We start from the raw sequence: 14,424 nt of genomic DNA on the forward strand, positions 1-14,424 counted from the left end.
ACTAAATCGATAACTCGCTCTTTTCTTTTTACATATGTTTTAGGAGTGTTTCCACAAACTTTTCTAAATAGCGCTGATCTAATTCATCAAAACGATTTTTTTCAGGACTATCAATGTCCAGTACACCAATGACAGCTCCTTCTTTCACAATCGGTACAACGATTTCCGAATTAGAAGCACTATCGCAAGCGATGTGACCTGGGAATTGGTGAACGTCCGCTACAAGCTGCGTTGTTTTCGTTTCAGCTGCTACGCCGCAAACGCCTCGTCCAAATGGAATGCGTACGCAAGCAGGCATTCCTTGGAACGGTCCAAGGACAAGCTGATTTCCTTCTGTTACGTAAAAGCCAACCCAATTAACGCGATCTAAAAATTGGTTTAATAATGCGGACGCATTTGATAAGTTTGCGACTACGTTTGATTCGCCAGTTAATAACGCATCCAGTTGTTTAATTACTGTCTCATATTGCTGCACGCGAGATCCTGCATAACTTTCTTTAGTAAACATGGAAACAGCTCCTTTTTTATCGAGATGTGTAAAATATTAGCAAAATACGATGTATTTCACATGACTTTGTCGATAGAAAATTAAAGGAATTTGTCTTAAAAGTCAAGAAATTTAAACTATAGCTGTTCAGTGAAGGGAAGTGAGCGCATGAAGCAGACGAAACAAAAAGTAATTGATGCGGCAATATCGTTGTTTAATACGAAAGGTTATGATGGAACGTCAGTGCGAGACATTGCAAAGCGAGCGGATGTGAATGTAGCGAATATTTCATATTATTTTGCTGGGAAGCAAGGTTTATTAGAACAGCTTATTACTGATTTTTTAGAAGGATATATTCATGTGATTGAAATGTCGTTTGAACAGAGAGAGTATTTGTCGGCTAAAGATGTAATGGTGCAAATGGTGCGCGGGATTTTACGATATCAATTTGAAAATAGAGAACTAACACGTTTCTTCTACCGAGAGCTTTCGCTTGATACGACATTAATTCGTGAAGTGATGACCGTTTATTTTTCTAAAGAAAGATATTATATAGAACAAATGATTAGACAAGGACAAATGAAACAAGAATTTCAGAAAGTATCATTTACAATGTTTATGACGCAATTAAAAGGTATGATAAGTATGCCGTTTTTATATCCACAATATATATCAGAAGTACTCCATTCTTTCCCGTCTGAGACATTTTTCATAGAAATGTATACGAAAGAGATTGAGCAATGGATGGAACAAGCATTATGTAAAGCGAATATGTACCATGAATGGCCAAGAGCTGTTCATATGTGAAGAATCCCCACCTAACGAACTGAGGTGGGGATTTTTATGTTTACTTTTCTTTGCCATAAATTGTTACATAATAGCGCGATAATTGTTAATGCAGCTCCAGCGATTTCAATTTTATCGACTGTATAACCTCGAAAGATAGAACCAATGAGTGCAAGGATAGGAACTAAATTCATAAATAATATGCCGTTAATAGATGAAATATAGCGATTTCCCATATTCCAGCAAAATACAGCGATAACGCCTGCGATAATCGACATATAAAAGAGCTCAAAACGAACGCTCACAACTGTACGCAGTGACGGCATAGTAACTATATTTGTGTACGTTAAGAAAGTAACAATAACGATGAGTGAAATGGAGCCAAATAAACAAGTTAATGTCGTGTACCTAAGTGGTGACCAAGATTGAAAACGAGCACCCCCGTTTGTATAAATGACCCAGCAAGTAACGCCGCATAGCATCAATATATTTGTTGATAAGTGGCTTGCAGCTCCAAATAATAAGTGAATATTTCCTTTTGAAATGACAAGCATAACACCAAGTAATGCAACAAACATACAAAGGAATGTATAGTTTTGTGGGCGGCGATTTTTCGTTATCCATTGCAGTGATAAGGCAATCAGTGGCATAAGGGATTGAATCATAGCTGCATGGATTGCTCCGGAAGGTCCGGCAAGTTGTTGTCCGTAGAAAACGAGAAAACCATACCCCGCGAAACCGACTGTCCCGTAAAAGAATAGAGAAAGTGTTCTTTTTTCTAAGCGGAGTGAAGTCTTTCCTTCAGTAATTAATAGCAAAATAAGAAAAATAATAGCTGCTGATCCATAGCGAAGCGTTGTGAAGAAGAATGGATCGATAAATTGCAGAGCATTTGCCATTACAGGAAACATAAATCCCCAGGCAGTGACGGCGAGTAAGCATAGAAAGGATCCGAGTAGCATTTGTTTTTTGTTCAAGAGTATCTTTCCCCTTTACATTTCGTTATAGTAAGTTGATGAAATAAGTATAAAGAGTAATTGTTTATAGGAGGAAATATCGATTTCTTATAACGGTTATAACTTTTTGTTAGAGGTGTGTACGATGGATTTGGAGGCAGTACGATCGTTTATTGAAGTGAAGCATACGCGAAGTTTATCAAAGGCAAGTAAGATTTTACATATATCTCAACCAGCGCTTAGTAAACAAATTCAAAAGTTAGAAGCGGATTTAGAGGTTACTTTACTTAAGCGTTCGGCGCAAGGAGTAGAGTTAACGGAGGCAGGAGAGTTATTTATAAAAAGAATGTTACCGATTTTGGAGCAAATAAATGAAGTGAAAACAGAAATGAGGGGGTATCAAGAGAACAGGAAGTTTTCAATTGGTATACTACCGAGTTTAGCGGAGCATTACATATCAGAATGTAAAGATATATTAGGTGATGAGTGCGAAGTGGAATGGCAAATCGGACATACGGAAGTATTAAGAGAGTTATTTAAAGCGCGGGAGATTGACGCGATGTTCATCGATTCAGTAGTAGAAGGTGCTACGTATATAAAAGAAGTGCAACAAGAAAAAATTGTTTGTGCCGTTTCAAATAATCATCCGTACAAAGAGAAGATAGTCATTCAAATAGAAGAGCTGCACAATGAAAAATTAATTGTATATCCAGAAATATGTGATGTAAGGAAAATGATTATGAACATGTTTCATGAAATAGGTGTAAAACCAACTATAGCTGTGGAAACATCTTACGCAGAACCGATGCTTGCAATGGTAAAAGCTGGCCTTGGTATCACGTTACTTCCAGAAAGGGCAGTAGAGCAGTCTGTAAGGCAAGGAAATGTACATGTAATTTCTGTTGAACCACCACTCATGCGGAAAATTTATTTCGTATCCCATACGAAAGATTGTTTGTTATTACAATCATTTGAGGATAGGTAGTGAGGTAGGCGGAATATTGAGAAAGATTACAATCACATTGAAAGGAACATGAAATTTTTAAAAAAACTAGGTCAAAAACAAACCATTACATGGTATGATTAGTACATTGTTAGTTGTTAAATATAGGGGAATTCCCTTTTTATACATAATGCCTTCCATTTCATAAACGGAACGGACAAAAAAAGAGATATAACTAGGAGGCTTTTTTGCATGGATTCTATCCTGACGATCGTTATCATTGTAGTAAGCTCTATTCTAGTGCTGCTCATGATAGAGCTTGTGATAAGAAATCGTTCATATAAAGATATTGAAGCACTGGAGCAGTGGAAACAAGAGATAAAAGATAAACCTGTGGCAGATGAATTAAAACGGGTAAAAGATTTAAACATGACGGGTCAAACAGAAGAACTGTTTGGTAAATGGCGTGAAGAATGGGATGAAATTGTATCAACAACCCTTCCGAAAGCTGACAAAGATTTAGCGCAAGCGCGAAAATTCGCCTCGCAATTCTCCTTCCGAAAAGCAAAGCATGCGATGAACGAATCCATAAGTGGTTTAGATGACGCTGATAATCGTATTACGGACATTTTAAATGAATTACAGCAATTGTTAGAAAGCCATGAGAAAAATAGCTCGGAAATTGAAGGGTTACGTGATACATATCGTAGTATGAAAAAGAGTGTTCTTGCTCATAGACATATGTATGGAGCAGCAGAGCAGAAAATCGAAGAGATGCTAGACGCTGAATCTGAGAAATTTAAAACCTTTGAAGAAGCAACAAACAATGGCGACTATTTAAAAGCGAGAGAAATTGTTATTAGTTTGGAAGAAGGTTTAGCAGATTTAGAAATCATTATTCACCAAATTCCAGATTTATTGGTAGAGTGCCAAGCGACGTTACCAGTTCAGCTGGAAGATTTATTACACGGACATAATGATATGGTAAGACAAGGTTATGTATTAGATTATTTGGAAGTCCCTAAAGAAGTTCGCGATATGACGAAACAACTACAAACATGTTTAATGGATATACAGGAGCTTCATATAACAGAAGCGGCTGAAAAAGTAGAAAACTTAAAAACACGTTTAGATGTCTTCTACGATCAATTGGAACAAGAAGTACATGCGAGACATTATGTGGAGCAAAAAACACTTTCTGTTTACGATGACTTAGAAGAAATGCGTATCGAAACGATTGAAACGAAAACAGAAACACAACTTGTGAAACAAAGCTATCAGTTACAAGATAAAGACATTGAGTCTCAAAAAGTAATTGAAAAGCAAATGCACATTTTAACGAAACGTTTTGAAATGCTGCAATTACGCGTTGCAGAACAAGATATTGCCTTCTCTATTATTCGTGAGGAACTAGAAGAGGTTTATGAGCAATGTGAAACGTTAAAAGTACTTCATGCAGAATATAAAGAAATGCTGCAAGCGATGCGCAAAGAAGAATTTGAAGCACGTGAGAAGTTACAAGAAATGCGAAATATTATTTTCGAAACGAAACGCTTTATGCAAAAGTCGAATTTGCCAGGTCTTCCAGAGAGTATTATGGAAGATTTAAAAAGAGGGCAAATGGCAATGCAAGCTGTATATGAACAATTAGAAGTGAAGCCGTTAAATATGAACGCTGTAAATAGCAGTTTAGAAGAAGCATACACAACTGTGAACGGTGTAGCTGAAATGACAGAAGAGTTAATTGGACAAGCATATTTAGTGGAAAAATTAATTCAGTACGGTAACCGTTACCGTAGTCATGATGAAAACCTAGCAGAAAGTTTAAATTATGCTGAGAAATTATTCCGTGAATACCAATACGATGCAGCTTTAGAACAAGCGGCTTCAGTGTTAGAGCAACTTGAACCTGGCGTTGTTCAAAAAATAGCTGAATATGTAGACAATGAACAAACCCTTTCATAAAAGGGTTTGTTTTTTTATGTAATTTTGCAGGCGATGTTGCTATAATGAATAGCGGAATACAGCAAGGTTATTCGTTTCAAAATAAAGTGAAACTGTAATCGGTGGGAAGATTCATCCCCACTGATTACTAGCCTTCACCAATCGGGCATTTACGGGCAGTTAATCTCCCATCTAACTTCTTTGCTCTAACTGGATTTTGAGGTGAGAGTCTTATTGCCCGTTAACGCGGGATAAAGTGAAACTGTAATAGGAGGGCATCCTCGCCAATTATTAGCCTTCACCAATCGAGATAAAACGGAACCTTTGCGTAGTCTTAGCGTAATGACACGTATTTATGATATGATTATACGATGTGATAGCGCTGAAAGGGGAAGAACGATGATCTATTTTGATAATAGTGCGACGACTAAGCCATATCCAGAAGCTCTTCAATCGTACGTGACGGTTGCTGGGAAATATTTTGGTAATCCTTCTTCTATTCATTCGCTTGGAGGAGAGGCAGAGCGTCTATTAACACAATCAAGAACGATTGCAGCGCAGCTTCTTCGTGTTAAACCTTCTGAAATTATTTTTACATCAGGTGGAACGGAAGGGAATAACCTTGCGATTAAAGGGATAGCGATGAGGAATCGTTCGCGTGGTAAACATATCATTACAACAAATATTGAACACGCGTCTGTGTTTGAAGCATATAAGCAATTAGAAGAACTCGGGTTTGATGTAACATACTTACCGGTTAACGAGCATGGTGTTGTATCGGTAGAAGATGTGAAACGAGCGCTTCGTGAAGATACGATTCTTGTGTCAATTATTCATGTGAACAACGAAACTGGAGCAATTCAGCCTGTTGCTGAAATTGGAACGTTATTATCGAATCATCCGAAAATAAGATTCCATGTAGATCATGTACAAGGGATAGGAAAAGTACCGCTTGATTTATATGCTTCTCATATTGATCTTTGCTCAATATCTGGACATAAATTCCACAGTGTAAAAGGAACAGGTCTTCTTTATGTACGCGATGGCGTAAGATTAGATCCGATTTTATCAGGTGGTCAACAAGAGCTTAAGTATCGCTCTGGTACAGAAAATTTACCTGGCATTGTAGCGATGGTGAAAGCACTTCGCATGACAATGGAACAAGTGAAAGAAAAGGTAGCTCATTTGCAAAGTTTACAAGCAGAGCTTGTTCGTTTCTTTAAAGAGATGGAAGATGTAACGATTAACACGTCGCTTGCATATGCAGCACCGCACATTTTAAATGTATCATTTGTTGGTTTAAAACCAGAAGTAGTCGTTCATGCTTTAGAAGAACACGGTGTATATGTGTCAACGAAATCTGCTTGTTCTTCAAAAGCAAATGAAGTGAGCAGAGTGTTAGTGTCAATGGGAGTGCCGCATGCAGCAGCTGCAAGCGCTATTCGTATTAGTTTGGCACCAGAAAACACAATGGAAGAAGTAAAACAATTTGAAGGCATTGTAAAAGAGACGCTGCCAAAATTATATGAAGTGATGAGGTAAAGAAATTATGTTGAAATATGAATATATTTTAGTGCGTTATGGAGAAATGACGACAAAAGGTAAGAACCGTTCTAAATTTGTAAGCACATTAAAAGATAACGTGAAGTTCAAACTGAAAAAATTCCCAAATATTAAAATCGATGCAACACATGACCGTATGTACATCCAATTAAATGGCGAAGATCATGAAGCGGTATCTGAAAGATTGAAAGATGTATTTGGTATTCATAAGTTTAACTTAGCGATGAAAGTACCATCAGAATTAGAAGACATTAAAAAAGGTGCATTAGCAGCTTTCTTACAAGTAAAAGGCGATGTGAAAACATTTAAAATTACTGTACACCGTTCTTATAAGCATTTCCCAATGAGAACGATGGAATTATTACCTGAGATTGGCGGACACATTCTAGAAAATACAGAAGATATTACTGTAGATGTTCATAATCCAGATGTAAATGTACGTGTAGAAATTCGCAGTGGTTATAGCTACATTATGTGTGATGAGCGTATGGGAGCTGGCGGTTTACCAGTTGGCGTTGGCGGAAAAGTAATGGTACTTCTTTCTGGTGGTATTGATAGCCCAGTAGCAGCGTACTTAACGATGAAACGCGGCGTATCTGTGGAAGCAGTTCACTTCCATAGTCCACCTTTCACAAGTGAGCGTGCAAAACAAAAAGTAATCGATTTAGCGCAAGAGTTAACGAAGTATTGTAAACGAGTAACGCTTCACCTTGTTCCGTTTACAGAAGTGCAAAAAACGATTAATAAAGAAATCCCATCTAGCTATTCAATGACGGTTATGCGCCGTATGATGATGCGTATTACAGAGCGTATTGCTGAGGAGCGTAACGCACTTGCAATTACGACTGGTGAAAGTCTTGGGCAAGTAGCAAGCCAAACGTTAGATAGTATGCATACGATTAACGAAGTAACAAACTACCCAGTTATTCGTCCGCTTATTACGATGGATAAATTAGAGATTATTAAAATCGCTGAAGAAATCGGCACGTATGATATTTCAATTCGTCCATATGAAGATTGCTGTACTGTATTTACACCAGCAAGCCCAGCGACGAAGCCGAAACGTGAAAAAGCAAATCGCTTTGAAGCGAAATACGATTTCACGCCATTAATCGATGAAGCTGTAGCGAACAAAGAAACAATGGTATTACAAACGGTAGAAGTAGTGGCGGAAGAAGAAAAATTTGAAGAACTTTTCTAAAACCATAAATTACCATATCTAAAACGTGTATGAAGTCATGTTATTTATCACACTCTATACTCACAAGGAGGTGATATAACATGTCACGTAGCACAAATAAATTAGCGGTTCCTGGTGCTGAATCAGCATTAGACCAAATGAAATACGAAATCGCTCAAGAGTTTGGTGTTCAACTTGGAGCTGATGCAACAGCTCGCGCTAACGGTTCTGTTGGTGGTGAAATCACTAAACGTCTAGTTTCACTAGCTGAGCAACAATTAGGCGGTTACCAAAAATAATCCCATATGATGGCTTAGAAAGAGCGGGTTCTTCCGCTCTTTCTTTTTTGTGTTGCCATTTGTCGGTAAGTTGATGTAATTTCATTTAGTAATTCGACAGAACTGAAAAATTTGTCAAAAGAAGAGGGTTCAAAATTAACAGAAAATTCTTTATTATATAAAGGAGGCATAAAGAAAAGGGAGGATATTTTATGAAGAGAGAAGAATTGTTGGCGCCACCGTCTTATAATTTAGTTTCTGAAATAGAGAAATATACAGGTGATAAAGAGAAGTTAGCTTTAATTTGGCAAGATGATAAAGGGAATCGAAGGGAAGTTACATACGCTGAATTAATGCAAGGTGCGAATAAAATTGGAAACGCTTTTATAAAAAGTGGTTTGCAAAAAGGGGACAAGCTTCTCATTATGATGCCGCGTTTAATTGAAGCGTACATGACGTATATTGCTGCTATTAAAGCAGGATTTGTCGTAATTCCAAGCTCGGAAATGTTACGTAAAAAAGATATAGAATATCGAATTGAACATGGAGAAGTAAAAGCGATAGTAAGCTATGAGCCGTATATTAGGCAGTTTGATGATATAGAAGCGATGGAATCTCTTCGAAAATTTGTCCTGAGCGAGCAGTCAGTAGATGGATGGATTAATTTAAAAACAGCGTTAGAAACAGAGAGTGACATGTTAGAAATGGCGAAGACAGATAAAGAAGATATGGTTTTTTTATCTTACACGTCAGGAACGACAGGAAATCCAAAAGGTGTCGTTCATACACATGCGTGGGCATACGCTCATTTACGTACGAGCGCTCCAAATTGGCTCGGAATTGAAGAGAATGATATTGTATGGGCAACAGCTAGTCCAGGCTGGCAAAAGTGGATTTGGAGCCCGTTTTTAGCAACGCTAGGATCAGGGGCAACAGGATTTGTATATCACGGTAAGTTTGAACCGAAAACGTACCTGAACTTATTAGACGATAATAAGGTGAATGTGCTTTGTTGTACACCGACTGAGTATAGATTAATGGCAAAGGTAGAAGATTTAAGCCAGTACAATTTAGAGGCGTTACATAGCGCTGTATCCGCAGGTGAGCCGTTAAATAGAGAAGTCATTGGAACGTTCCAAAAGCACTTTCATATTACAGTAAGAGACGGCTATGGGCAAACGGAAAATACATTACTTGTTGGTGTAATGAAAGGGATGGATATTAGACCAGGATCAATGGGGAAACCAACGCCAGGTAACCACGTCGATATCGTAAATGAGGAAGGTACTCCGGTTAAAGTAGGTGAAGTTGGTGATATTGCAGTTCACATTGAAACACCGGCCCTCTTTAAACAATATTACAAAGACGATGAACGTACAGCGATGCAATTCCGCGGTGATTATTATATTACAGGTGATAAAGCGAAGAAAGATGAAGACGGCTACTTCTGGTTTGAAGGGCGCGGTGATGATATCATTATTAGCTCTGGTTATACAATCGGGCCGTTTGAAGTAGAGGATGCACTTGTAAAACATCCTTACGTAAGAGAATGTGCAGTTGTCGCAAGTCCTGATGAAATTCGTGGAAGTGTCGTGAAGGCATTTATCGTATTAAGAGAGAATATAGAAAAGAACGAAGAAGCATTAATTCCAACACTCCAACAACACGTCAAAGAACTCACTGCACCATATAAATACCCTCGCAAAATTGAATTTGTAGATGAACTACCAAAAACGATTTCTGGAAAAATTCGCCGTATTGAACTTAGAAAACAAGAGATGGAGATTCCGTCAAAATAATTTTGAAAACAGTGAAGTAAATAGTTGAATGAAATGCAAAACAATGATAATATAAAAACGAACACAAGTTCGATTTTATAAACTTAAAAAAGAGGTGTCCGTATGATTTTAGGTATTAATCCGTACTTAGTTTTAGATGGTAGTGGGCAAGAAGCTGTACAGTTTTATAAAGAGGCTTTAGATGCAAAAGTAGAAGTCATGCAAACTTTTGGTGACATGCCTGAAAATCCAGAATACCCGATTCCAGCTGAAGCGAAAGAGCGCGTTTTACACGCTACTTTAAAAGTTGGTAATACGGATCTTATGATTTCTGATACATTCCCAGGTCAAGGACATGCAAACGGATCTCAAGTAACAATCGCAATTCAAATTAGTAATGCAGAAAAAGCAAAAGAAGTATTCGATAAGTTACAAGAAGGTGGAGAAGTTATCATGCCACTTCAAGAAACATTCTGGAGCCCAGCATACGGACAAGTAAAAGATAAATTTAATATTGAATGGCAAGTTACAACGTCTACTACTGAACAAAAGTAATTTTTAGAAAAGCACCATGTTTTGAAATGGTGCTTTTTTTTATACAATAAAAAATAAAGGAGATGGGATATATGGGAGAAATTTGGTATGGCGGCACCATTTACACAATGAGAGAAGAAAATGAAAAAGTGGACGCTGTTTACGTTGAAAACGGCATAATTGTTGATGCTGGTAATAAGGGAGAATTAGAAAGCAGATATTCAAACGTAAAGTTACATGACCTAAAAGGAAAAACAATGATCCCAGGTCTCGTTGATAGCCATATGCATCTTATTGGGCATGGAGAGAGATTACTCCGTCTAGATTTATCAAATTGTACATCTTATAGCGAAGTACTGACTCTTGTTCAGAAGCGAGTGGAAGAAGCTCCAAAGGGCTCTTGGATTATTGGAGAAGGATGGAATGAAAATAACTTTACAGATACGAAAGATGTTCACGCGCGTGATTTAGATGAAATTTCGAAAGACCATCCTATTTTATTAAAGAGAGTTTGTCGTCACGTTACATGGGTGAATTCATACATACTGCAAGAAGCGAATATAACAGAAGCGACAGAAGATCCAAAAGGCGGGAAAATTGGCAGAGATTCATCAAATAAGTTAACAGGACTTTTATATGAACAAGGGCAAGAATTAATTAAACATGTTCAGCCAGAAATTGATGAAGCTTATTTACAAAGAGCTCTGCAAACAGCGATTAAAGATTGCTGGAAATACGGACTTGTTGGCGGGCATACGGAAGATTTAAATTATTATGGTGGTTTTAGAAAAACGCATAATGCGTTTTCTCATGTGATAAAAGAAATGCCATTTAAAGCCCATTTGCTCGTTCACCATGAAGTAGCACATGAACGAAAAGAATATGAAAATGAACATTATATTGAATTTGGGGCAATGAAAATTTTTTCTGACGGTTCTTTTGGCGGAAGAACAGCATTATTAAGTGAACCGTATGAAGATGCGAAGGAAACGAATGGGGTTGCGATTTTCTCATGTGAAGAACTTGCAGAATTAGTGAAGAAAGCACGAGATTTACATATGCCAGTTGCGATTCATACTATCGGTGATTTATCGCTTGAATATGTCATTGATGCACTCGAATTATATCCACCAGCAAAAGGGTTACGTGACCGCATTATTCATTGTCAGCTTGCTCGTGAGGAGTTAATTGAAAGAATGAAAAACTTGCAAGTCATTATAGATATACAGCCAGTCTTTCTTTCATCAGATTTTCCGTCAGTCATTGAAAAACTAGGAGAGCGCCGTCTTCGTTATGCGTATGCTTGGAAGACATTACTGGAAGCAGGGCTACATTGTAATGGTGGCTCAGATGCCCCCATTGAACAAGTAAATCCGTTTCTAGGTATATATAGCGCTGTTACACGTAGAAGTTTTATTGACGGTGTATGCTATATGCCTGAGGAGAGATTAACGGTTTATGAGGCTGTTTCTTTATTTACAACAGGAAGTTCCTATGCAATCGGAAAAGAAGCGAAGCGAGGGCAAATTACAAAAGGATATGAAGCAGACTTTACAATATTAGAACGCAATATGTTTGAAATTGAGGCAGAAGAAATAAAAGAAGTAGAAGCAGAAATGACCGTAATAGATGGCCAAGTTGTCTATAGAAAAAATGCGTAAAAATATATCAGCGATTTTCGGAATATATCGACTGTAACTCGAAGTATATAAGCGATTATTGAAATATATCTACCGTAACTCGAAATATATGAGCGATTATTAAAATATATCGACTTACCGACAAAAACTGACAAGAATAACGGGTGGATAGTAAGAGAGTATTGTCCGCGCCAATCGGGGTAAATAAATAACCGCAGAATTATGGAATTCCATAATTCTGCGGTTATTTTAATCCTATAAAAACGTTCTCTGTACTTTTTCCCAGAAAGAATTGTTTTTTAATTTAACTGTTTTAATTTGTTTATCGCTTAAGCGTACAACAGCTTTTTCCACTTGTTTAATGCTAAGCGCTTCGTTATCCATGCCGATAACAGGATAATCGTTACCGTCTGGTCTTAGTTTTAAAGTTAATGTACGTTCGTGATTTAAAATGAAAGGTGAACCGAGCGTACGGTAAGTGTTGTTGTTTAAAGATGCTAGTTCGCTTACTTGGAAACATGGAATAAGTGGGTCAACAACTGCGCCATGTAATGATTTATTGTAAGCAGTACTTCCTGTTGGGGTAGAAACTACTAAACCGTCACCTCTAAATGTTTCGAAATATAAATCATCAACGTGAACATCTACAACGAATGTTTTTATAATACTAGAACGTAATGAGAACTCATTTAAACAATGGAAAGATGTACTGTGATCTACATCTACCTGAATTGTTGGATATTTACGCACTTCAATTTCATTTTTTGTAATTTCTTGAAGGGCTGTATCAACGTGATCAATATGGAAATCGCAGTAGAAAGAAGTTTCATCTTTCGTAGAAATCCCTGCGTATAAGCAATCTTCCCTAAAACCAGTTTTACGAACGGCTTGTAAGAAGGTTGCATCATCTCCAACACTGACGATAGCGTTTGCATTTTTTGGATGATCTAATATGGTAAATCCATTCTCTTCTAAAATACGATAGATTGGTTTCATTTTTTCAACGAGCGTTGCTTTGTCATCACCATAAAAGAAAAATAAATTGCGACGATCTGCCATTATGTATCCCTCCACTGCAGTTAAATTTTCTGTTTTTCGTGCTACATATCATTAGAGTCCGTTCCCTGATGATATGTTCAAATAATATATTTCGATATAAAATGTCAAAATACCTTTTTATTTTTAGAAAAATTTTTATATTCAATCTTATAGAACTCTGTTTAATGATGAATAAAGTTGTCGATAATGGGTACGGAGTGAAAGGATGATACGTATGAAGTGGCTCGTAATTGGAATAATAATTCTTCTTCTTTTTATTTTGTTTATACTATTGTCAAAAATAAAGCTTAAGGTGACATTTTTATATTCAGAAATGGAAAAGAAATGTTTGCTTCAAGTGAAAATATGGATGATTCGATATACATTTGATGTGTTGGAAAGAATTGAAAAACAGCAGAAAAAGACAGGGCAGAAAATCGAAAAAGCTGAAGAGGACGGCGGACTCGATAATAAAATTATGGCGCAACTTGACAGCATTGGTGAACTGATAAAAAAGCTTCAAGAAGTTCATACTATTGTTAAAGATTTTCTCAAACGAGTGAAAATCAATGGTTGGAAATGGCATACACAAATTGGAGCAGGCGACGCAGCTAGTACTGGAATTGTCACTGGATATGCATGGGGGACAAAAGGTATGGCTGCTGGAGTTGTCGGACAATATATGCATATTGTCGACGTACCAGAATTTGAAATTACCCCAGTTTTTCAAGGAAAAGGATTTGCATCAAGATGTGAGTTAACAGCATCTTTTCGTATATTCCGCACTATAAAAACAGCGGTGAAATTGCTCATATTTATGAGGAAGCAAAGATCTGGTATGACAGAAAAATCTGTTCAAGCATAGGGGGGATATAGAATGGACCATCCAATTCAAGGTTTAATGACAACAGCAATGCAGCATTTAAAACAAATGACTGATGTAAATACAATTGTTGGTGACCCAATTAAAGCGGCAGATGGAAGTGTAATTCTTACTGTTTCGAAAGTAAGTTTCGGGTTTGCTGCTGGTGGAAGTGAATTTGGTAAAGTAGAACATTCAGGCCGCCATCCATTTGGCGGGGGAAGTGGTGGAGGAGTTTCTATTAATCCTGTTGCCTTTCTTGTTATAAATGGAGATGGTGTGAAAGTATTGCACTTAGATAAACAAACACATGTCATCGATAAAATAATTGAATTAGCGCCACAAGCTGTTGATAAAGTGAAAGAAATGATGGATAAACGAAAAGAAGATGATCCTGAATTTCAAATTTAACGAATAAAGAAGCTAATCAATAGG

Annotated in this window: 14 protein-coding genes; 11 read left to right on the top strand and 3 right to left on the bottom strand. The window is 37.2% G+C overall.

What is annotated here, in order from left to right; translation table 11 throughout:
- Positions 1 to 28 precede the first annotated feature (28 nt).
- Positions 29 to 508 carry a GAF domain-containing protein gene (locus QO049_RS06470; protein WP_000494337.1) on the bottom strand — a complete coding sequence of 160 codons (480 nt, stop codon included), beginning with the start codon at positions 506 to 508 and terminating at the stop codon, positions 29 to 31.
- Positions 509 to 655: 147 nt separating this feature from the next.
- Here QO049_RS06470 and refZ point away from each other — a divergent pair, with 147 nt between their 5' ends.
- Complete coding sequence (gene refZ / locus QO049_RS06475) at positions 656 to 1,294, top strand: forespore capture DNA-binding protein RefZ (protein ID WP_000814923.1); 639 nt, start codon at positions 656 to 658, stop codon at positions 1,292 to 1,294.
- Between the two features lie 11 nt (positions 1,295 to 1,305).
- Here the strand turns inward: refZ and QO049_RS06480 are convergent, their stop codons facing one another.
- A complete protein-coding gene (locus tag QO049_RS06480; protein ID WP_016110795.1) occupies positions 1,306 to 2,250 on the bottom strand; it encodes a DMT family transporter in 945 nt (314 codons plus the stop codon).
- Positions 2,251 to 2,374: 124 nt separating this feature from the next.
- Between QO049_RS06480 and QO049_RS06485 the strand changes: the two genes are divergently transcribed.
- The 8 genes from QO049_RS06485 to QO049_RS06520 all read left to right on the top strand — a co-directional run bounded on the left by QO049_RS06485 (position 2,375) and on the right by QO049_RS06520 (position 12,110).
- On the top strand, positions 2,375 to 3,214 hold the full coding sequence (locus tag QO049_RS06485; protein WP_000362527.1) for a LysR family transcriptional regulator: 840 nt from the start codon (positions 2,375 to 2,377) through the stop codon (positions 3,212 to 3,214).
- 210 nt (positions 3,215 to 3,424) lie between these two features.
- A complete protein-coding gene (gene ezrA, locus QO049_RS06490) occupies positions 3,425 to 5,137 on the top strand; it encodes a septation ring formation regulator EzrA (RefSeq protein WP_284489228.1) in 1,713 nt (570 codons plus the stop codon).
- A gap of 378 nt (positions 5,138 to 5,515) precedes the next feature.
- Positions 5,516 to 6,658, top strand: a complete 1,143-nt coding sequence (locus QO049_RS06495) for a cysteine desulfurase family protein (RefSeq protein WP_000638991.1) — start codon at positions 5,516 to 5,518, stop codon at positions 6,656 to 6,658.
- Between the two features lie 7 nt (positions 6,659 to 6,665).
- The gene (gene thiI, locus QO049_RS06500) at positions 6,666 to 7,880 is read left to right on the top strand and encodes a tRNA uracil 4-sulfurtransferase ThiI (protein ID WP_000922341.1); all 1,215 of its coding nucleotides are present in this window, start codon (positions 6,666 to 6,668) and stop codon (positions 7,878 to 7,880) included.
- Positions 7,881 to 7,960: 80 nt separating this feature from the next.
- Positions 7,961 to 8,158, top strand: coding sequence for an alpha/beta-type small acid-soluble spore protein (locus QO049_RS06505; RefSeq protein WP_000091640.1), 198 nt, complete (start codon positions 7,961 to 7,963; stop codon positions 8,156 to 8,158).
- Positions 8,159 to 8,349: 191 nt separating this feature from the next.
- A complete protein-coding gene (mbcS, locus tag QO049_RS06510) occupies positions 8,350 to 9,936 on the top strand; it encodes an acyl-CoA synthetase MbcS (RefSeq protein ID WP_284489229.1) in 1,587 nt (528 codons plus the stop codon).
- Positions 9,937 to 10,038: 102 nt separating this feature from the next.
- Positions 10,039 to 10,470: a VOC family protein gene (locus QO049_RS06515; RefSeq protein WP_000600356.1), complete on the top strand. Its 432-nt coding sequence runs from the start codon at positions 10,039 to 10,041 to the stop codon at positions 10,468 to 10,470.
- 71 nt (positions 10,471 to 10,541) lie between these two features.
- Positions 10,542 to 12,110 (top strand): amidohydrolase, encoded by a 1,569-nt coding sequence (locus QO049_RS06520; protein WP_098686535.1) that lies wholly within the window; start codon positions 10,542 to 10,544, stop codon positions 12,108 to 12,110.
- 234 nt (positions 12,111 to 12,344) lie between these two features.
- Here QO049_RS06520 and QO049_RS06525 read toward each other — a convergent pair whose 3' ends face one another.
- The gene (locus tag QO049_RS06525; protein ID WP_000785186.1) at positions 12,345 to 13,148 is read right to left on the bottom strand and encodes an NAD kinase; all 804 of its coding nucleotides are present in this window, start codon (positions 13,146 to 13,148) and stop codon (positions 12,345 to 12,347) included.
- Between the two features lie 205 nt (positions 13,149 to 13,353).
- Between QO049_RS06525 and QO049_RS06530 the strand changes: the two genes are divergently transcribed.
- On the top strand, positions 13,354 to 13,992 hold the full coding sequence (locus QO049_RS06530; RefSeq protein WP_002101410.1) for a DUF2953 domain-containing protein: 639 nt from the start codon (positions 13,354 to 13,356) through the stop codon (positions 13,990 to 13,992).
- Positions 13,993 to 14,004: 12 nt separating this feature from the next.
- Positions 14,005 to 14,400 (top strand): GerW family sporulation protein, encoded by a 396-nt coding sequence (ytfJ, locus tag QO049_RS06535; RefSeq protein ID WP_000350003.1) that lies wholly within the window; start codon positions 14,005 to 14,007, stop codon positions 14,398 to 14,400.
- Positions 14,401 to 14,424 lie beyond the last annotated feature (24 nt).

The sequence above is a fragment of the Bacillus sp. RB3 genome (assembly GCF_030164735.1).
Taxonomy (GTDB): Bacteria; Bacillota; Bacilli; order Bacillales; family Bacillaceae_G; genus Bacillus_A; species Bacillus_A cereus.